General features: G+C 72.7%; 17 protein-coding genes and 1 pseudogene. 6 read left to right on the top strand and 12 right to left on the bottom strand.

From position 1 onward, the window contains the following. Position 1: 1 nt before the first annotated feature. The 4 genes from BLS43_RS19115 to BLS43_RS19100 all read right to left on the bottom strand — a co-directional run bounded on the left by BLS43_RS19115 (position 2) and on the right by BLS43_RS19100 (position 3,543). On the bottom strand, positions 2–1,264 hold the full coding sequence (locus BLS43_RS19115; RefSeq protein ID WP_093086771.1) for an FAD-dependent monooxygenase: 1,263 nt from the start codon (positions 1,262–1,264) through the stop codon (positions 2–4). A gap of 95 nt (positions 1,265–1,359) precedes the next feature. After that, the gene (locus tag BLS43_RS19110) at positions 1,360–1,821 is read right to left on the bottom strand and encodes a MarR family winged helix-turn-helix transcriptional regulator (RefSeq protein ID WP_245707585.1); all 462 of its coding nucleotides are present in this window, start codon (positions 1,819–1,821) and stop codon (positions 1,360–1,362) included. A 34-nt stretch (positions 1,822–1,855) separates the two neighbouring features. After that, complete coding sequence (locus BLS43_RS19105) at positions 1,856–2,194, bottom strand: P-II family nitrogen regulator (protein ID WP_093086766.1); 339 nt, start codon at positions 2,192–2,194, stop codon at positions 1,856–1,858. Beyond that, on the bottom strand, positions 2,191–3,543 hold the full coding sequence (locus BLS43_RS19100; RefSeq protein ID WP_176921420.1) for an ammonium transporter: 1,353 nt from the start codon (positions 3,541–3,543) through the stop codon (positions 2,191–2,193). The genes BLS43_RS19105 and BLS43_RS19100 overlap by 4 nt, the downstream gene beginning before the upstream one ends. Positions 3,544–3,824: 281 nt before the next feature. On the opposite strand from BLS43_RS19100, the gene boxC reads away from it, so the two are divergent. The 3 genes and pseudogenes from boxC to BLS43_RS19085 all read left to right on the top strand — a co-directional run. Continuing rightward, positions 3,825–5,468 (top strand): 2,3-epoxybenzoyl-CoA dihydrolase, encoded by a 1,644-nt coding sequence (gene boxC / locus BLS43_RS19095; RefSeq protein ID WP_093086763.1) that lies wholly within the window; start codon positions 3,825–3,827, stop codon positions 5,466–5,468. A 1-nt stretch (position 5,469) separates the two neighbouring features. Then, on the top strand, positions 5,470–6,882 hold the full coding sequence (gene boxB, locus BLS43_RS19090; RefSeq protein WP_093086760.1) for a benzoyl-CoA 2,3-epoxidase subunit BoxB: 1,413 nt from the start codon (positions 5,470–5,472) through the stop codon (positions 6,880–6,882). Between the two features lie 15 nt (positions 6,883–6,897). Continuing rightward, positions 6,898–7,110 (top strand): annotated as a pseudogene (locus tag BLS43_RS19085) (LLM class flavin-dependent oxidoreductase); the annotation flags it as partial. A gap of 148 nt (positions 7,111–7,258) precedes the next feature. Here the strand turns inward: BLS43_RS19085 and BLS43_RS19080 are convergent. Together BLS43_RS19080 and BLS43_RS19075 are read right to left on the bottom strand one after the other, a co-directional pair. Further along, complete coding sequence (locus tag BLS43_RS19080) at positions 7,259–8,065, bottom strand: crotonase/enoyl-CoA hydratase family protein (protein WP_093086757.1); 807 nt, start codon at positions 8,063–8,065, stop codon at positions 7,259–7,261. 10 nt (positions 8,066–8,075) lie between these two features. Then, positions 8,076–8,696 carry a TetR/AcrR family transcriptional regulator gene (locus tag BLS43_RS19075; protein ID WP_093086902.1) on the bottom strand — a complete coding sequence of 207 codons (621 nt, stop codon included), beginning with the start codon at positions 8,694–8,696 and terminating at the stop codon, positions 8,076–8,078. A gap of 61 nt (positions 8,697–8,757) precedes the next feature. Between BLS43_RS19075 and BLS43_RS19070 the strand changes: the two genes are divergently transcribed. Beyond that, entirely contained in the window at positions 8,758–11,925 is a 3,168-nt protein-coding gene (locus tag BLS43_RS19070; RefSeq protein WP_176921419.1) for an ATP-binding protein, read from the top strand. Here the strand turns inward: BLS43_RS19070 and BLS43_RS19065 are convergent. The 3 genes from BLS43_RS19065 to BLS43_RS19055 all read right to left on the bottom strand — a co-directional run bounded on the left by BLS43_RS19065 (position 11,891) and on the right by BLS43_RS19055 (position 14,959). Continuing rightward, positions 11,891–12,547 carry a hemerythrin domain-containing protein gene (locus tag BLS43_RS19065; RefSeq protein ID WP_093086751.1) on the bottom strand — a complete coding sequence of 219 codons (657 nt, stop codon included), beginning with the start codon at positions 12,545–12,547 and terminating at the stop codon, positions 11,891–11,893. The genes BLS43_RS19070 and BLS43_RS19065 overlap by 35 nt on opposite strands. 109 nt (positions 12,548–12,656) lie before the next feature. Beyond that, positions 12,657–12,842 (bottom strand): hypothetical protein, encoded by a 186-nt coding sequence (locus BLS43_RS19060; RefSeq protein WP_093086748.1) that lies wholly within the window; start codon positions 12,840–12,842, stop codon positions 12,657–12,659. 83 nt (positions 12,843–12,925) lie between these two features. Beyond that, positions 12,926–14,959, bottom strand: coding sequence for an NAD(+) synthase (locus BLS43_RS19055; RefSeq protein ID WP_093086899.1), 2,034 nt, complete (start codon positions 14,957–14,959; stop codon positions 12,926–12,928). Positions 14,960–15,056: 97 nt separating this feature from the next. Between BLS43_RS19055 and BLS43_RS19050 the strand changes: the two genes are divergently transcribed. Then, the gene (locus BLS43_RS19050) at positions 15,057–15,848 is read left to right on the top strand and encodes an alpha/beta hydrolase (protein ID WP_093086896.1); all 792 of its coding nucleotides are present in this window, start codon (positions 15,057–15,059) and stop codon (positions 15,846–15,848) included. An 11-nt stretch (positions 15,849–15,859) separates the two neighbouring features. Here the strand turns inward: BLS43_RS19050 and BLS43_RS19045 are convergent, their stop codons facing one another. After that, positions 15,860–16,825, bottom strand: a complete 966-nt coding sequence (locus BLS43_RS19045; RefSeq protein WP_093086745.1) for an SDR family NAD(P)-dependent oxidoreductase — start codon at positions 16,823–16,825, stop codon at positions 15,860–15,862. A 133-nt stretch (positions 16,826–16,958) separates the two neighbouring features. Between BLS43_RS19045 and BLS43_RS19040 the strand changes: the two genes are divergently transcribed. Continuing rightward, on the top strand, positions 16,959–17,516 hold the full coding sequence (locus BLS43_RS19040) for a TetR/AcrR family transcriptional regulator (RefSeq protein ID WP_093086742.1): 558 nt from the start codon (positions 16,959–16,961) through the stop codon (positions 17,514–17,516). On the opposite strand, the gene BLS43_RS19035 is transcribed toward BLS43_RS19040, so the two are convergent. Together BLS43_RS19035 and BLS43_RS19030 are read right to left on the bottom strand one after the other, a co-directional pair. Beyond that, positions 17,494–18,447 (bottom strand): LLM class F420-dependent oxidoreductase, encoded by a 954-nt coding sequence (locus BLS43_RS19035; protein ID WP_093086739.1) that lies wholly within the window; start codon positions 18,445–18,447, stop codon positions 17,494–17,496. The two genes, BLS43_RS19040 and BLS43_RS19035, sit on opposite strands and share 23 nt — an antisense overlap. Positions 18,448–18,451: 4 nt before the next feature. Continuing rightward, positions 18,452–18,847 carry a DnaJ family domain-containing protein gene (locus BLS43_RS19030; protein WP_093086737.1) on the bottom strand — a complete coding sequence of 132 codons (396 nt, stop codon included), beginning with the start codon at positions 18,845–18,847 and terminating at the stop codon, positions 18,452–18,454. Positions 18,848–18,881: the final 34 nt, after the last annotated feature.

Genomic DNA, 18,881 nt, shown 5'->3' with positions numbered 1-18,881 from the left:
CTTAACGAGCGAAGGGGTAGGTGAGGGACTCGGTGTCGGGGTCGTGGAGCGGCGAGCCGCCCCACAGCCAGTCGTAGGACAGGTCGGACTCGCCCCGGAAGTCCCGGAGGAGCTCGTCCCGTTCCCGCTGCTCGGGGCCGTCGGGCAGGTGGTAGAAGCGCATGTTCTCGAGCGACGCATCCTGGACCATCCCGGCGTGCGTCGCCCGGCGGGAGACGTACCGGACCAGCGCGCCGTCGATCCCGTCCCGGGTCGCGGCGCCCAGCTCCTCGGCCAGGACCGCCGCGTCCTCCATGGCCTGGGACGCGCCCTGGGCCTGGTAGGGGAGCATGGCGTGGCAGGCGTCTCCGAGCAGGGCGACCCGCCCGTCCACCCACACCGGGTCCCGACGGCGGCGGAACAGCGCCCACTTCGACGCGTCGTCCGCCTTGGCCAGCACGGCGGCGACGCGGTCGTCCCAGCCGGGGAAGGCGTCGACCAGCTCGGCGGCGGTGGCGGGCAGGGTCCAGGCGTCCGTGGTGTCGAGCGTGTTCGGCACCACGGCGACGACGTTGAGGTACTCCCCGCCGCGGACGAAGTAGTGCACGAGGTGGCGGTCCGGGCCGTACCAGATCGTCGAGTGGAACCGGTCGGCCAGGAAACGCGTGGTGGGATCGGCCCGGATCTTGTCCCCGGGGATCAGCGCGCGGAAGCACATCTCGCCGGAGAAGACGAGCGTGTCGTCGAAGTCGCACGCGTCGCGGACCCGCGACCGGATGCCGTCCGCCCCGATCAGGACGTCGCCCGCGAACCGGCGCCCGTCCGCCGTGACCGCGACCGGGCGGTCGGGCTCGGACCGGTCCACGTCGACCACCCCGGAGTCCGTGTGCACCTCGGTGACCGGGCCGGGACCGTCGGGGTCGGTGCACGCCGCGAGCAGGATGCGGTGCAGGTCGGCGCGGTGGTAGTGCCAGTACGGGGCCCCGTACTCGCGCTTCACCCGGTCCGCGAGGGGGAGCGAGGCGATGATCGAGCCGTCCGCCCACCGGCGCCGGACCTGGTCCGTGGGCTCGGTGTGGATCGCGGCCATCTGCCTGCGCAGGCCGAGGCCGAACAGGATGCGGCTGGCGTTCGGCGCGGTCTGGATGCCCGCCCCGACCTCGCCGAGCTGCGGCGCCTGCTCGAGCACGACGGTCCGCAGACCCTTCCGCCGCAGGGCGAGCGCGGTGGTGAGACCTCCGAGCCCACCGCCCGCGATGGTGACGGTGAACGACTGGCTTGCCACGTGAACCTCCCGCGTCCGGATGACGACGGAGATAATCCGAACACTGACTATCTCCGAGCGCAAGGGGTGCACGCAGCTTTAACGCTCCGGAAACCTCAATCCTCGACGAGTGACTCCCAGTGCTCCGCGATGCCGTTCAGCCTGGTCAGCAGGGTCGTCTCGTCGGTCTCGGCCATGTCGCGCATGAGGAGTCGGTCCAGCTCGCGGGTCTTCTCGTAGGCGGCCCGCAGGACCTCCGCGCCCTCGTCGGTGAGGTGCAGGAGGCGCTTGCGGCCGTCCTCGGGCGGCGTGACGCGGCGGATCAGCCCGCGGTCCTCGAGGCGCTTGACGATGCTCGCCATCGTCGACCGGTCCAGGGCGACGGCGCGCGCGAGGGAGCCCTGCTCGACCCCGGGGTAGGCGTCCACGGCGGTCAGCACGGCGAACTGTGGGCCGGTCAGGACGGGGTCGACGTAGCGCTGCCACGCGGCGGTGTACGCGTGGTGCAGCCGCCGCGCGACGTACCCGGGTGCGGTGAGGAGGGCCTCGGGTGCAGGAAGCTGTTCCGGTTCGGCCACGGTCGCTATTCGACCACGGCGAGCGGGCCGGCGATCACACCGCGTCGGCCCCGCGCTCCCCGGTGCGGACCCGCACCACGTGCTCGACGGCGGTGACCCAGACCTTCCCGTCGCCGATCCGGCCGGTGCGCGCCGCCGCGGCGACGGCGTCGAGCACCTTGTCCGCGAGCTCGTCCGGGACCACGACCTCGATCTTGATCTTCGGGATGAGGTCGACGTCGTACTCGGAGCCGCGGTAGATCTCGGTGTGCCCCTTCTGGCGGCCGTAGCCCTTGGCCTCGGTGATGGTCATGCCGAGCACGGCCAGGTGTTCCAGGGCCTCTCGGACGTGGTGGAGCGTGAACGGCTGGACGACGGCGGTCACCAGCTTCACGGGGCGTCCACCCGGGTCGGGGCGTTCGCGTGGGCGATGCCGCTGCCGCCGCCGAGCGAGCTGTAGTCGTAGCCGGTCTCGGCGTGCTCGGTCTCGTCGACGCCGGTGACCTCGTCCTCCTCGGCGACCCGGAAGCCGATGGTGGACTTGATGATCAGGCCCAGCACGGTCGCGATGACGAACGAGTAGAGCAGGACCGCGCCCGCGGCGAGGGCCTGCCTGCCGAGCTGGATCGCCCCGCCGCCGTAGAACAGGCCGTTGTCGCCCAGGGCCGCGGAGTTCACGCTGTTGTCGCCGAAGAAGCCGATGAGCAGGGTGCCGATGATGCCGCCGACGAGGTGGACGCCCACGACGTCGAGCGAGTCGTCGAAGCCGAAGCGGTACTTGAGGCCCACGGCGAGGGCGCAGACGGCACCGGCGATGACGCCGATCGCCAAGGCGCCCATGGGGTCCACGTAGCCGCAGGCCGGGGTGATGGCCACCAGTCCGGCCACGGCGCCCGACGCCGCGCCGAGCGTGGTCGGGCGGCCGTCTCGGATCTGCTCGACCACCAGCCATCCGAGCACGGCGGTGCAGGTGGCGAGCGTGGTGTTGGTGAAGGCCACCGCCGCGAGGTCGCTCGAGCCGAGCGCGGACCCGGCGTTGAACCCGTACCAGCCGAACCACAGCAGGCTGGCGCCGAGCAGCACGAACGGCAGGCTGTGCGGGCGCATCCGCTCGCGCGGCCAGCCCTTCCGCTTCCCGAGCACGATCGCGAGGGCCAGGCCCGCGGCACCGGCGTTGATGTGGACCGCGGTGCCGCCCGCGAAGTCCTCGGCCTTGAGCGTGTTGGCGATCCAGCCGCCGACGTTGTCCGCGCCGGTGAAGCCGTCGAAGGCGAACACCCAGTGCGCGACCGGGAAGTAGCACAGCGTCACCCAGCCGGCGACGAACAGCGTCCAGGCCCAGAACTTCGTGCGGTCCGCGATGGCTCCGGAGATCAGTGCGGGGGTGATGATCGCGAACATCAGCTGGAACATCACGAAGGAGAGCGCGGGGAGCGCGTCGCCTCCGGGCCAGGGTGCGGAATCGGATCCGACGCCGACGAAATGTCCGATCGTGTTCGCGAGTCCGGCGAACTCCCCATTTCCGACCAGACCGCCGAACGCGTCGTCGCCGAAGGCCCAGCTGTAGCCGAACAGGGCCCACAGCACGCCGACGACGCCCAGGCAGATGAAGTTCATCATCAGCATGTTCAGCACGCTCTTGCTGCGCACCATGCCGCCGTAGAAGAAGGCCAGGCCCGGTGTCATCAACATGACGAGCGCCGCGCTCGCCAACACCCAGGCGGTGTCCCCGGTGTTCACCACGATGTGCCTCCCGCTCGGTCGCGTCGTGGCGGGAATGCTCGGGCCGATCTGTTTCACCCAGGAGTGCGACGCCGTTTCCGCGCGGTGAACGGGCCTCACAAATGGCAATTACGCCCCGAAACGGTCGGGACGAAACGGCGATTCCGGAATCGACGATAGCCGATCTTCGGCGGGCGGGTCGGGTGGGCTGACGTTCTACGCAAAGTTGACGCGGGTGGTTGATGTTGTAGACTGTCGGCTACTCCCGCCACTTCTCTTGACAGCGACGACAGGAGCGACCGATGGAGGTCTCGTTCGGCACCTCGCCGGAGGCGTACCGGCACTGGCGACTCGACGTCGACGGGCCCGTCGCCACCCTGACCCTGGACATCGACGAGGCGGGCGGGATCGTCCCCGGCTACGAGCTGAAGATGAACAGCTACGACCTGGGTGTGGACATCGAGCTGTACGACGCGTCCCAGCGGCTGCGGTTCGAGCATCCCGGCGTCCGGGCCGTGGTCGTGACCAGCGGCAAGGACAAGAACTTCTGCGCGGGCGCGAACATCCGGATGCTGGCCCAGAGCTCGCACCCGTGGAAGGTGAACTTCTGCAAGTTCACCAACGAGACCCGCAACGGCATCGAGGACGCGACCGAGAACTCCGGCCAGACGTGGATCGCGGCGGTGAACGGCACCGCGGCGGGCGGCGGGTACGAGCTGGCGCTGGCGTGCGAGCAGATCCTGCTGATCGACGACAACTCCTCGGCCGTCTCGCTGCCCGAGGTGCCGCTGCTGGGCGTGCTGCCCGGGACCGGTGGGTTGACCCGGGTGATCGACAAGCGGCGGGTGCGCAAGGACCGGGCGGACTTGTTCGCCACCCGGTCGGAGGGGATCCGCGGCAGGCAGGCCGTCGAGTGGAAGCTCGTCGACGAGGTCGTCCCGAAGCGGGTGTGGTCGGAGACCGTGGCCGAGCGGGCCGCGCAGGCGGCCGCCGGGTCGACCCGGTCCGGGGAGCGGGGGATCCCCCTGCGGCCGCTGGCCCCCGAGGGCTACCACTACCGGCACGTCAAGGCCGAGCTCGACCGGCAGAACGGCCTGGTCGAGATCACCGTCCTGGGTCCGGAGGGCCGGGTCCCGGAGTCCCTGGAGCGGGTGCACGAGCTGGGTGACGAGTTCTGGCCGCTGGCCATGACCCGCGAGCTCGACGACCTGATCCTGCGGCTGCGCGCCAACGAGCTCGAGCTGGGCACGTGGATCATCCGGACGAAGGGCGACGTGGAGGACGCCCTGGCGTTCGAGCGCGTCATCGAGCAGCACAGCAGGGACGACTGGCTGGTCAACGAGATCCGGCACTACTTCAAGCGGGTCCTCAAGCGGCTCGACGTCACCTCGCGCAGCCTGATCGCGCTCATCGAGCCCGGGTCGTGCTTCGCGGGTGCCCTGCTGGAGCTGGCGCTGGCGTGCGACCGCCAGTACATGCTCGACGGCACCATCGAGGGTGACGAGCAGGGCGACGAGGCCCAGATCATGTTGTCCGCCAGTAATTTCGGCACGTTCCCGATGGCGAACGGGCTGTCCCGGCTGGGGAGCCGGTTCTACGGCGACGACGACCACGTCGCCAAGCTGCGCCAGGAGACCGACCGGCGGATCACGGCGTCGGAGGCCCTGGAGATGGGGCTGGTGACCGACGCCCCGGACGACATCGACTGGGAGGACGAGATCCGGATCATGCTGGAGGAGCGGGCCTCGCTCTCCCCGGACGCGTTGACCGGGATGGAGGCCAACCACCGGTTCGTCGGGCCGGAGACGATGGAGTCGCGGATCTTCTCCCGGCTCACCGCCTGGCAGAACTGGATCTTCGTGCGGCCCAACGCCTCCGGTGAGGCGGGCGCGCTGCGCAGGTACGGCACGGGACGCAAGGCCGAGTTCGACCGGAAGAGGGTCTGACATGTCGATCGACTACAGCGAGAAGATCCCCAACAACGTCGACCTGGCGAGCGACCGCAGGCTGCAGCGCGCGCTGGAGTCCTGGCAGCCCAACTTCCTGAGCTGGTGGAAGACCATGGGCCCAGCCGTCCCGACGCAGGACGTGTACCTGCGCACGGCCGTGGACGTGGGCAAGGAGGGCTGGGCGCAGTTCGGGCACGTCGCGATGGAGGAGTACCGCTGGGGCGTGTTCCTGGCCGAGCGGGGAGACGACCGGCGGATCGCGTTCGGCGAGCAGAAGGGCGAGCCGGTCTGGCAGCAGGTGCCCGGGGAGTACCGGGCGGACCTGCAGCGGCTGATCGTGATCCAGGGCGACACCGAGCCGGCGTCGGTGGAGCAGCAGCGGCGGCTGGGGGAGACCGCGCCCTCGCTCTACGACCTGCGCAACCTCTTCCAGGTCAACGTGGAGGAGGGCCGGCACCTGTGGGCGATGGTGTACCTGCTGCACGCCTACTTCGGCCGCAACGGCCGCGAGGAGGCCGAGGCGCTGCTGCACCGCAACTCCGGTGATCTGGACAGCCCTCGGATCCTCGGGGCGTTCAACGAGGAGACCCCGGACTGGCTGTCGTTCTTCATGTTCACCTACTTCACCGACCGGGACGGCAAGTACCAGCTCGGCACGCTGAAGGAGTCCGCTTTCGACCCGCTGAGCCGCACCTGCGAGTTCATGTTGAAGGAGGAGGCGCACCACATGTTCGTGGGCACCACCGGCATCGACCGGGTGGTCACGCGGACCTGTGAGCTGATGCGCGAACACGACACCGCGGACATCGCCCCGCACGGCGGGGTGCCGCTGGACGTGATCCAGAAGTACGTGAACTTCCACTACACGGTGTCCCTGGACCTGTTCGGCTCCGAGCAGTCCACGAACGCGGCCAACTACTTCACCGCGGGGCTCAAGGGCCGCTGGCAGGAGGAACGGCGCAAGGACGACCATCGCCTCACCGAGGACGCGTTCACCATCGACACGGTCAAGGACGGCCGGGTGGTCACCGACGAGGTGTCCGCGTTGCTGGCACTGAACCTGGATCTGCGCAACGAGTACGTGAAGGACTGCCAGTCCGGGCTCAAGCGGTGGAACCGGATCCTGGAGAAGCAGGGCTTCGACGACCGGCTCTACCTGCCGCACGTCGGGTTCAACCGGCAGGTGGGGTTGTTCGCCGAGCACCACGTCACCCCCTCGGGGGAACTCGTGGGTGCGGACGCGTGGGAGGCGCGCAAGGACTCCTGGCTGCCGTCGGAGGCGGACAAGGTCCACGTCCAGAGCCTGATGCGCCCGGTCTACGAGCCCGGCAAGATCGCCGGCTGGATCGCCCCGCCCACCAACGGGATCAACGGCAAGCCCTTCGAGTACGAGTACGTCCACCTCGCGTAGGAGGATGCTGGAGGCGTGAGCATCCGCATCGGGCTGCAACTGCAGCCGCAGCACGCCGAGTACTCCCAGATCCGCGACGCCCTCCGGGCCGCCGAGGACGCGGGCGTGGACGTGGTCTTCAACTGGGACCACTTCTTCCCGCTCTACGGCGACCCGGACGGCAAGCACTTCGAGCGCTGGACGATGCTCGGCGCCTGGGCCGAGTCCACCAGCCGCGTCGCGATCGGCGAAGAAGACGGCGGCCCGGACTACGACCTGTCGCTGCTCAAGGAGTGGATCGCCTGGCGCGACCCCCGCTGAACCCCCGACCGCAGTGTGGAGCCACCACTGTCGTGTGGAGGGCCTGACCCGACAGTTGTGGCTCCACAATGCGGCGTCAGTCGCGGTAGACCGGGGGGCGGCGTTCCTTCAGTGCCGTGAGCGTCTCGGTGAGCTCGTGCGAGGCGAGCATGCCCGCGTTCCAGGTGGCGACCTGCTCGAGGCTGTCCGCCGTCGTGTGGTCGCGGGCGTAGGTGATCGCGTACTTGGTGCCGCGCAGGGTGAGCGGGGGCTTCGCGGCGAGCGCGGCGGCCAGCTCGGTGACGCCCGCCTCGAGCGCGTCGGTCGAGTCGAACACGCCGTTGACCAGCCGCAACGCGTGCGCCTCGGTGCCGGACACGGTGCGGCCCGTGTAGGCCAGCTCCCGCGTGACGCCCTCGCCGACGATCCGCGGCAACCGCTGCAGCACCCCGACGTCCGCGACCACGGCCATGTCGATCTCCTTGATCGTGAACCGGGCGTCCGCGGTGGCGTAGCGCAGGTCGCACGCCGCGGCGAGGTCCAGCCCCGCCCCGACGCAGGCGCCGTGCACCGAGGCGATCACCGGCACGCGGCACCGCTCGACGCTCGTGATCACGTCCTGCAGGTCCAGGATGGTGCGGCGCAGGTCCTCGGTCGCCCGCGCGCGGTCCTCCCGGCCCTGCAGCAGGGTGCCGAGCATCGACAGGTCGATCCCCGCGCAGAAGTGCGCCCCGGTCCCGCCGAGCACGACCACCCGCACGGTCGGGTCGGCGTCCAGCGCGTCCACGGCCTCGCGGAGCTCGCGCCACGCCGTGGCGTCGAGCGCGTTCGCCTGCTGAGGTCGGTTCAGGCGCAGCCGGGCGACCCCGTCCTTCGTCTCGACGGTGAGCGTCTCGAAGTCCATGCCGGCGAGATTACTCAGGAGTAGCCAGGAGTCGGCGCGCCGTGCGCTTCCACAGCGCGAGATGGGGGTCGGTCCGCGGGTCCCGCGGGTCGAGCGCGTAGGTGAGCGCGACGCCGCGCATGCCGGTGAACAACAGCTCCCGGACGTCGTCGAACGCGGGGTGGGCGGCGTGCGCGGCGCCGAACAGGGTGACCACGACCCGCTGGATGGCCGCGCCGAGCCCGCGCTCCTGGGGCAGCAGCTCCGCCCGCAGGGCCTCGTCGTTGCGGGCCGCGATCCACAGCTCCATGGCCGCCCAGAAGTAGGTGGTGCAGAAGGTCGACCACAGCTGCTCGACGGCCCGGTCGATGCGTTCCGGCCCCGTCGTGTCCGCGTGCGGCCAGGTCTCCACGTCCACCAGCCGCTCGACGGCGAGGTGCTGGGCCGCGGCGACCAGCAGGGCCGAACGGGAGGGGAAGTGGTGCAGCAGCCGCCCGCGGGACACCCCGGCCCGGGCCTGGATCGTGACCGTGGTGGCGCCGGCGTACCCGTCCTCGACCAGGCTCTCCACGGCGGCGTCGAGGATGAGCTGGTGGCTGCTCGCGCGGCGTTCGCCCTGGGTGCGCCGGGTGGGCGGGATCGGAGCGGCCATCGACCCAGCCTACTTCCCGACAGGGCCGACTGTTTTCGGCGGTGCACGGCATACTGCCGGGGTGCAGTCGGTCCGGGTCGCGGTCCTCGGCCCCGTGCGGGCGGAGGTCGCGGGTGCCCCCGCCGACCTGGGGGGTCGCCGACAGCGTGCGGTACTGGCCCGGCTCGCCGTCGCGGGCGGGGAGGTCGTCTCCACCGACACCCTGATCGACGACCTGTGGCGCGGCGAGCCGCCGCCGCGGGCACTCGGGGCGCTGCAGGTCCACGTCTCGCACCTGCGCCGGATCCTGGAACCGGACCGGGCGCCGCGGACACCCGCGTCGGTCCTGGTCAGCGAGCCACCCGGGTACGCGTTGCGGCTGCCGCGGGACGCGGTGGACAGCAGGCGGGTGGCCGCGGTGCTGGCCGGGTCGGACCAGACCGAGGAGGCGCTCGTCGAGGTCCTCGCCGCCTGGACCGGGCCGACGCTCGCCGAGTTCGCGGACGAGCGGTGGGCCGCCCCCGAGGTCGCGCGGCTCGACGAGCTCCGGCTCGTCGCCACCGAACGCCTGGCCGAGGCGCGGCTCGCGCGCGGCCGCCCGGCAGACGCCGTGCCCGGCCTGGAGGTGCTGCTGCGCGACCATCCGCTGCGGGAGGGCGCCGTGCGGCTGCTGGCCCTCGCGCTCTACCGGAGCGGGCGGCAGGCGGACGCGTTGGCCGTGCTCGCCCGGGCCCGCAAGCGCCTCGCCGCGGAGCTGGGTGTCGACCCCGGCCCCGCGCTGCGTGCGCTCGAACAGGACGTGCTGCGCCACGCCGAGCACGTCCTGGGCAGACCCGACCCCACACCCGTCGCCGTGGCGGCGCCGACCCCGGCGCCGACGATCGTGGGCCGGGAGCGCGAGCTGGCGCGGCTGCGGGCCGCCGCCGCGCGCGGGCACGGGCTGGTGCTGGTCGAGGCGGACGCGGGCGGCGGCAAGACGGCCCTGGTGGAGGCGTTCCGCGCGGAGCTGACGGGGTGGACCACGGTCGTCGGTCGCTGCCCGGAGGTCGACGGCGCGCCCCCCGCGTGGGCGTGGTCGGAGATCGTCGACGGGCTGCCGGATCCCGGCTCGGACCTGGCGGGCAGGCTCGCCCCGCTGCGCGGCGAGCGGCGCGCGGTGGGGGAGACGTTCTGGCTGTCCCGCGCGGTCGTCGAGCTCGTGGCCGCGCACGCCCCCGTCCTCCTCGTGCTCGACGACCTGCACCGGGCGGACGAGGAGACGTTGCAGCTGCTCCGGGCCGTGGTCGGCACCCGGTTCGAGGCCGGGTCGGTGCTGGTCGTCGCCACCGTGCGGCCCGCGGAGATCGGCCCCGACCTCGCGGCCACGCTCGCCGCGCTGGCGGGCCCGATTGTCGACCGGATCCCGTTGCCGGGCCTGACCGGGCCGGACGTCCGCGCCCTGCTGCGGCGACACGGCGTCGTGGAGCCGGACGCCGCGACGGTCGCCCTGGTCGCCGACCGCACCGACGGCAACCCCCTGTTCGTCCGCGAGACCGCCCGGCTCATCGCCGTCGAGGGCCCGGCCGCGGCGACGGACGCCGTCCCCGCGGGCGTGCGGGACGTGCTGCGCCGCCGGGTCGCCCGGCTCCCTGCGCCCGCGCGCACCGTGCTCGGCCAGGCCGCGGTGCTGGGGCGGGAGTTCACCGTCGACACGGTGGTGCGCCTGGCCACCGCGGACGAGGACACCGTGCTCGACGCCCTCGAGCTCGGGGTGCTGTCCGGCCTGCTGACCGAACCGGCCCCCGGGCGCGTCCGGTTCACGCACGCCCTGGTCCGCGACACCCTCGACGCCGACCTCCCCCGGCTGCGCCGCACGAGGCTGCACGCCGCCGCGTTGACGGCGGTCGGCCCGGCCGACCCGGCGGTCCTGGCCCGCCACGCCCTGGAGGCCGGGCCCGCGGTGGCGCCCGAGGTGGCGTGGGGGCACGTGGAGCGGGCCGCACGGGAGGCCGTGGCGACGGGCGGGTACCGCGAGGCCGCCCGGCTCTGGCGGGCCGGGCTGGACCTCGCGGGGCCCGAGCGGGAGGTGGAGCTGCGGTGCGCGCTGGTGTCCGCGCTGGCCCACTCCGGACAGGTCGGCGCCGCGGTCGACGAGCGCAGGCGGGCGGTCGCCGCCGCCCGCGGCACCGACGCGCTCGTCGCCGCCCTGACGAGCTACGACGCCCCGATCTCGTGGACGATCCGGCAGGACGTCGCGGTCGACGCCGAGCTCGTCGCCGTGCTGGAGGGGGCCCTCGCCGTGACCCACGACCCGGTCGCGCGGTGTCGGCTGCTGGTCGCGTTGTGCTTCGAGGTCGAGTCCGCGGACGACGACCGCGCCGCCGAGGTCACCGCCGAGGCCATGGCGCTCTCGGCCGAGGTGGGGGACCCGCTGCTGCGGTGCGTCGCGCTCAACGCCCGGTCCTTCACGGCGCTGGGCCCGGACCGGCGCGGCGAGCTGGCGGGCATCGGCCGCGAGCTGATCGACACGGCCGCGCGGGCCGGGCTGACCGGCTACGAGTCCGAGGGCCACCATCTGCTGTTCATGGTCGAGGCCGAGCAGCTGGACCTCGACGCCGCGCAGCGCCACGCCGACTCGGCGATCGCTCTGGCCTCGAACGGGCAGCTCGGCCAGTCCCTGGGCTGGGCGGCGATCTTCGCGTCGCTGCGCAGGCTGGTCGCCGGGGACATCGCGGGCGCGGAGGCGGGGTACGCCGCCGTGCAGGCGGCGCTGACGGCGGCGGGCGCGGTGAACGCCGAGGTCATGGGCACGTTCGCCCGCTTCGGGGTGCGCCACGTCGCGGGCGCGCTGGCGGACATCGCCGAGGAGTACCTCGCCGTCGAGGTCGTCCCGGACGGGATGGCCGATCCCACCGCGCGGGCGCTGCTCGCTCTCGGCCGGGTCGACGAGGCCCGCGCGGTGTGGCAGCGCGACCGACAGCCGCCGCGCAGCTACTACTGGCAGATCTTCATGGCGCTGCGGGCCGAGGTGGCGATCGCCCTCGACGACCGGGAGATCGCCGAGGAGACCTACCGCGAGCTCCTCCCGTTCGCCGACGAGATGGCAGGGCTCGGCAGCGGCACGCTCACCCTCGGTCCGGTCGCCCACTTCCTCGGCGAGCTGGCGCAGTTCCTGGGCGGGCCCGCCGCGGAGCATCGCGCGCGGGCCGCGGCGGTCGCGGCCCGCGTCGGCTGGGTCAGCCCCCGAACACCAGGCGCTCCTTCCGCTTGAACCCCGGTCGCAGCAGGGCGAGCAGGGCGAACATGACCCGACCCGCCGCGGCCCGGACCTGCGCACGCTCCTCGGGCCGCATGACGGCCTCGAAACGCGGCAGGACGAACCCGATCGGCGGCCCACCCTTGCGGATCGCCTTCTCCAGCTCCGCCCAGTCCTGCGCCGACACGTACCGCTCGACCACCGGGAACACCGAGGCCTCCTCGGACTCGATGTGCTCGTCGAGCTCGTCCCGGATGGTCGTCAGGATCGCGAGCAGGGGCCCCGCCGCGGCCCGACGATCGGGCCCGGCCGCGAACGCGCTGGTCGCGGCGTGCAGCTGGTCGAGCAGCGGGTCGAGGGCGCGGTGGTCCTCGCTGAGCACCTCGAGGTCGATCTCGGCGCCCGCGCTGCGCTCGATGAGCGGCCAGCACAGCTCGTCCTCGACGGTGTGGTGGTGGTGGATCTCCTGGCGCAGCGTGCGCAGCCAGGCGACGATCGCCGCGGCCCGGCGGTCGTCGCACGGCTCGCCCGCGGCGAGGCGGCGGGCGAGATCGGTGAAGCGGTGCAGGTCGAAGCGCATCATCCGGTGGGCGTAGCGCATGCCGAGCAGGTCGGGCGTGGTCTCCGTGGTGGTCATGGCAGCACTGTGCGCGGCGCCGCTTAAGCGCGACTTGCGCCTCCGGCGCTCGTGCGCGGCAAGTGGTGCTCAAGCACCACTTACCACTCACGGGCGGCGGAGCCGCAGATCAGAGCAGCGCGAGGGCGCCATACAGGTACGCGGCGCCGCCGATCAGCACGAAGAGCACGGCCAGGGCGACCAGGGTCGCGGTGCCGCCCGGGGCGCGCTCCGCGGCGGTCGGCTCACCGGTGTACTGCGGCGGGGCCCACGGCTCGCGAGCGTTGTAGCCGAACGGTGCGTAACGGTCGGACACGGCGTGCTCCCTCGAACGGGTTACTCGCCCGAGATGTCGTCACGCAGCGCCAATCGTTACGCCGTCCGGCCCAGTAATCGTCATTATTGTTGAGGAACCTCGCGGCGGATCTCCTCCAGCCAGATCCGCGCCGACATGTCACTGGGCGCGCGCCAGTCCCCGCGCGGGGACAGCGACCCGCCCGCGGAGACCTTCGGGCCGTTCGGCAGCGCACTGCGCTTGAACTGCGCGAAGGAGAAGAAGCGCTGCGCGAACACCTCCGACCACTTCCGGATCTCCGCCATCGTGAACACCCCGCGCTTCTCCGGCGGGAAGCCGACGGGCCAGTCGCCGCGGTCGACGTCACCCCACGCGTGGTGGGCGAGGAAGGCGATCTTCGCGGGCCGGAACCCCCACCGCAGGTAGTGGAACAACGTGAAGTCCTGCAACGGGTACGGCCCGACCTTGGCCTCCGACGACTGCACCTCGCCCGCGTCCGAGGGCACGAGCTCGGGGGTGATCTCGGTGTCCAGCACGGACTGCAGGACCTCGCCCACCTCGTCGTCGAACTGCCGGGAGCTGATCACCCAGCGGATGAGGTGCTGGATCAGCGTCTTCGGCACGCCGCCGTTGACGTTGTAGTGCGACATCTGGTCGCCGACGCCGTAGGTCGACCAGCCCAGCGCCAGCTCGGAGAGGTCCCCGGTGCCCAGCACGATCCCGCCGCGCTGGTTGGCCGCCCGGAACAGGTAGTCGGTGCGCAGCCCGGCCTGGACGTTCTCGAACGTGACGTCGTAGACCGGCTCGCCCGCGGAGAACGGGTGCTTGAGGTTGGCCAGCATCAGCCGGGCCGTCTCGGTGATGTCGATCTCCTCGAACGTCACGCCGAGGGCCTTCCCGAGCCGGTAGGCGTTGCCCTTGGTGTGGTCGCCGGTGGCGAAGCCGGGCAACGTGAACGCGAGGATGTCGCTGCGCGGCCTGCCCTGCCGGTCCATCGCCCGCGCGGCCACGATCAGGGCGTGCGTGGAGTCCAGACCCCCGGACACCCCGATCACGATCTTGGGCTGCCCGATCGCGCGCAGCCGCTGCTCCAGGCCGCTGACCTGGATGTTGTAGGCCTCGTAGCAGTCCAGCTCGAGCCTGCTCTCGTCCGCGGGGACGAAGGGGAAGCGTTCGATCTCGCGCTTGAGCCCGATGTCCGACGACGGCGGGGACAGCGCGAAGGAGACGCACCGGAACTCGGGGGCGTGGTGGCGGCGGTTGTCGTCGAACGTGCCCATCCGCAGCCGCTCGTTGGCCAGCAGGTCCAGGTCGACGTCCGCCACCGAGGCGCGGGGCCCGTTCGGGAACCGCTCGGTCTCGGCGAGCAGCACCCCGTTCTCGTAGATCATCGTCTGGCCGTCCCAGGCGAGGTCGGTCGAGGACTCGCCCTCGCCCGCCGCGGCGTAGACGTAGGCGGCGAGGCAGCGGGAGGAGGCGCTGCGCGCCAACAGCTTCCGGTCCTCGGCCCGGCCGACGGTGATCGGGCTGCCGGAGAGGTTGGCCAGCACCGTCGCGCCCGCCAGCGCCGCCTCGGCGGACGGCGGGATCGGCACCCACATGTCCTCGCAGATCTCGACGTGCAGCACGAAGCCGGGCACGTCGGAGGCGGTGAACAGCAGGTCGGGGCCGAACGGGACGTCCTGGTCGCCGATCCGCAGCGTGCCGGTCACGTCGTCCCCGGGGGCCATCTGGCGGCGCTCGTAGAACTCGCGGTAGGTCGGCAGGTACGACTTGGGTGCGACGCCGAGGACCCGTCCCCTGTGGATGATCGCCGCACAGTTGTGGATGCGGTGCCGGTGCCGGATCGGCAGGCCCACCACCAGGACGGGGAGCAGGTCGGCCGAGCCCGCGACGACGTCCTCGAGCCCGGCGAGGGCGGCGTCGAGCAGGGTGTCCTGCATGACGACGTCCTCCAGCGAGTACCCGGTCAGCGTGAGCTCGGGGAACACCGCCACGCCGACCCCGTCTGCCGCGAGCTCGCGCGCCGACTCCAGGACGGCGGCGGCGTTCGCGGCGGGATCGGCGAGCGTGGTGCGGATGGTCGCCGCCGCCACGCGCAGGAAGCCGTGTCGGTAGGCCGAGTAGAACTGGTCCACGGCCGCATTCTGCACGGGGCCGGCCGCGCGTGCTGCGGCGTTCGGGTGATCGACACGCCGGCTACGCTCGACTCGGCGGAACCCTGTGGAGGTCAGCGTGCCCGGAACGCCCGTCGTCTTCGTCCACGGCCTGTGGTTGCACGCCTCGAGCTGGACCCCGTGGGTCGAGCTGTTCGCGGAGAAGGGCTACGCGCCCGTCGCGCCCGGGTGGCCGGGGGAGCCCGGCACCGCCGAGGCGGCCAGGGCCGACCCGGACGCCGTGGCCGGGCAGGGCATCTCCGCCGTGACCGACCACTACGCGGCCCTGATCGAGGAGCTGCCGGAGAAGCCGATCGTGATCGGACACTCCTTCGGCGGGCTGATCGCGGAGAAGCTGATCGGACAGGGTTGCGCCCGGGCGTGCGTCGCGATCTCGCCGGCGCAGTTCAAGGGCAACCTCGCGCTGCCGCCCGCCCAGCTCAAGACGGCCTTCCCGGTCCTGAGCAGGCCCGGACTGCGGACGAAGAGCTGGATCCACACGAAGGACTCGTGGGCCGCCGGGTTCGCCAACGCGGTGCCGCGCGCGGAGGCGGACGCGCTGTACGACTCCTACGCGGTCCCGTCCCCCATGCGCCCGCTGTTCCAGGCCGCGCTGGCGAACTTCGCGCTGCACAGCGAGGCCACGGTGGACGTGCACCGCGCGCGGGGGCCGGTGCTGGTGATCGGCGCGGGCCGGGATCGCACGGTGCCCGAGGCCACCAGCAGGGCCGCCTACACGATCCTCGCGAAGAGCCCGGGGGTCACCGAGTGGGCCGCCTTCCCGGACCGGGGCCACTCCTACGCCGTCGACAGCAGCTGGCGGGAGGTCGCCGACCGGGCCCTGGACTTCCTGTCCCGCCACGGGCTCTGAGCCCTCCGGGGTCAGGCGCGCAGGGTCGCCACGGACAAGTCCCAGAGCCGCTCGGCGGCCTCGGGGTTGAGGGCGTAGGGAGCCACGCCGCGGCCGTACACGCCGGTCGCGGGCAGGGCCTCGGCGCAGTCCTCGAAGTACCGCCCGCCGATGCCCTCGACCAGCGGCGAGGCCGCGAGCAGCACGCTCGTGGCCGCGCCCTGCTCGGGGGTCTTCCAGAGGTCGCCCGCCCGGGCGTCCATCGCGGCGAGCTCGCGCGCGTCCAGGTGGCGCTGCAGGCCGGTGCGGATCCCGCCGGGCATCACCGCGTTGACGTGGATGCCGTCGCCGGACCAGCGCCGGTTGGCCTCGACCGCGAACAGCACGTTCGCCGTCTTGGACTGGGCGTAGGCGAGCCACGGGTCGTAGGGGCGGCCGTGGAAGTGGACGTCGTCGAAGTCCACCGGGGCGCGCAGGTGGGCGCCGGAGGACACGGACACCACGCGGGCGTCGCCTGCGGCGAGCAGTGCCGGGAACAGGCCGGTGGTCAGCGCGAAGTGGCCCAGGTGGTTCGTGGCGAACTGCAGCTCCCAGCGCTCCGCCGTGCGGGTCAGCGGGGTGGCCATGACGCCGGCGTTGTTCACCAGCATGTGCAGCGGGCCGTCCCAGGTGGAGACGAAGGCCCGGATCGAGGTGCGGTCGGTGAGGTCGAGCGGCGCGACGGACACGAGCTCGTTGCCGGTCGCGGCGGTGAGCGCGGCCGCGGCGGCGGCACCGGCGTCGACGTCGCGCACGGCGAGCGTCACGCACGCTCCGGCGGCGGCCAGCGCGCGGGCGGTCTCGAGCCCGATCCCGGAGGCGGCGCCGGTGACGACGGCCCGCCGTCCGCCCAGGTCCAGGCCGCGGACGACCTCGGCGGCGGTGGTGCGGCGGTCGAACGGGCCGACGAAGCGGCTGGTGCTGGGGTGGACGATCGGCGGGGTGAGGAAGGTGGTCATGGCGCTTCTCCTCAGGGCTGAGATCGCTCGGCGCGTAGACTCGCATCCGGAGCTGCCTCCGATCCCAACCCCGGGTAAACGGAGGCGATTCCGTTTGAGGTGGTGAAGTGGCGTGGGTCACACTGACGAGGCCGTGACCAAGCCCCTCCGCGCCGACGCACGCCGAAACCGTGAGCGGCTGGTGGAGGTGGCGGTCGAGGCCTTCTCGACGCCGGGGCGAGACGTCTCCCTCGAGGCGATCGCGAAGGCCGCCGGCGTCGGCATCGGCACCCTCTACCGGCACTTCCCCACGCGGGAGGCGCTGGTCGAGGCGGCCTACCGCAGCGAGGTCGCGCGGCTCTGCGACGCCGTCCCCGGCCTGCTGGAGAACGCGCCGCCCGAGGTCGCGATGCGGGCCTGGATGGACCGGTTCGTCGAGTACATGACCGCCAAGCGCGGCATGCTGGACACGCTGCGCGCGATCATCGCCTCCGGCGGGGACCCCTTCACCGAGACCAAGGGCCGGCTGCGCACGGCCGTCGGGGATCTCGTGGGCGCGGGCGCCGCGGCGGGCACGCTCCGGGCGGACGTCGACCCCGCGGACGTGCTGGCCGCCGTCTCCGGGGTCACGCTCACCACGGCCGACCGCGAGCAGGCGGGCCGCCTGCTCGACCTGATCATGGACGGGCTCAGGGCGCCAGGGACTCGATGACCCGGGCCGCGCTGCCGCCGAGCGGGGCGAGGACCGGGGTGGTCACGCCCGCCTCCACGTAGGCCCGCACCTGCTCGCGCACCGACTCCGCGGGGCCGTGCAGGACCAGGGCGTCGACGACCGAGTCGGGGATCGCGGCGAGCGCCCCGGCCCGGTCCCCGGAGGCCCAGGCCCGCCACATCGGCGTCAGCTCGGTGCGGCCGAGCCATTCGTGGAAGGCCCGGTAGACCGGCACGTTCAGGTAGGCCGCGATCGCCCGCCGCGCGATGGCGCGGGCCTCGTCGGCGGGCACGTCCGGCAGCACGAAGATCCGGGCGACGATCTCGGCCCCCGGCTTGCCGTAGTCCCGGACGTGTGGGGCCACGGCCTTGACGTCCGCGCTGGTCAGCCAGTTGACGATCGCCCCGTCGCCGTGCCGGCCCGCCAGCGTGAGCATGCCCGGCCGCAGCGCCGCGACCAGCACCGGCGGCGCGGGCTCGGGGGCCTCGGCGAGCCGGAAGCCCTGCACGGAGAAGGAGTCCCACTCGCCGGTGACCTTCTCGCCGGTGAAGGCCCGGCGCAGGAAGTCCAGCAGGTCCCTGACCCGCTTGTAGGGCTCCACGAACGGGATCCCGTTCCAGCGCTCCACGATCACGTCCGAGGACGTGCCGATCCCGAGCGCGAACCGGCCCGGCGCCAGGCTCGCGAGGGTGGCCGCGGACTGCGCGAGCAGCGCCGGACCGCGGGTGAAGGCGGGCACGATCGCGGTCCCGAGGCGCAGCGTCGGGGCCCACTCCGCCGCGAGGGTGAGTGGGGTGAAGGCGTCGGCCCCGTCCGCCTCGGCACTCCAGACGTCCGTGTACCCCAGATCGGGCAGCGCCCGGATCAGCTCGCGCTGCTCTCGCAGCGGGACACCGGACAACGGCACCGTGATACCCCAACGCTGTGGCACCCGGTCACCGTAGATCAGGACCGCCCGACCCGGCGGCCCGCCACCGGGCGACCACGTCCTCGGGGTCCGCCCGCCGCAGGGGTAGGACCGGCCCCCGCGGGGTTCGGACGTAGTCCACGACCCGGCCGTTCAGCTCGGCCACCACCTCGCGCACCGCGCGCTCGCTCGACAGGTCGCGCACGGTCTCCGGGAGCCGCTCGAGCTCCTTGCGCAGCTGGAGGCCGACCGGCAGCAGCGCGTCCGACGGGACGCCCTCGCGGCGGACGTACCGCCGCACCCACCAGTCCTCGGAGGTGTCCGAGAGGCCGGCGAGCGGACGGCCCTTGCCCGGCAGGTCGTCGAACTCGCCCCGCTCGACTGCCTCGCGGATCGCCTTCTCGACCGCGGACTCGTACGCCATGCCGTCGACGATACGACTTCTCGCCCCATGATCG

Source organism: Pseudonocardia oroxyli (assembly GCF_900102195.1).
Lineage (GTDB): Bacteria > Actinomycetota > Actinomycetes > Mycobacteriales > Pseudonocardiaceae > Pseudonocardia > Pseudonocardia oroxyli.
This window is presented reverse-complemented; position numbering and strand designations above follow the sequence as displayed.

Excerpts from the sequence above, each read along its gene's own strand:
- BLS43_RS19030 (WP_093086737.1), bottom strand. The coding sequence starts at position 18,847 with ATGGCGTACGAGTCCGCGGTCGAGAAGGCGATCCGCGAGGCAGTCGAG.
- BLS43_RS19080 (WP_093086757.1), bottom strand. The coding sequence starts at position 8,065 with ATGGACTTCGAGACGCTCACCGTCGAGACGAAGGACGGGGTCGCCCGG.
- BLS43_RS19045 (WP_093086745.1), bottom strand. The coding sequence starts at position 16,825 with ATGACCACCTTCCTCACCCCGCCGATCGTCCACCCCAGCACCAGCCGC.
- BLS43_RS19065 (WP_093086751.1), bottom strand. The coding sequence starts at position 12,547 with ATGACCACCACGGAGACCACGCCCGACCTGCTCGGCATGCGCTACGCC.
- boxC (WP_093086763.1), top strand. The coding sequence starts at position 3,825 with ATGGAGGTCTCGTTCGGCACCTCGCCGGAGGCGTACCGGCACTGGCGA.
- boxB (WP_093086760.1), top strand. The coding sequence starts at position 5,470 with ATGTCGATCGACTACAGCGAGAAGATCCCCAACAACGTCGACCTGGCG.
- BLS43_RS19075 (WP_093086902.1), bottom strand. The coding sequence starts at position 8,696 with ATGGCCGCTCCGATCCCGCCCACCCGGCGCACCCAGGGCGAACGCCGC.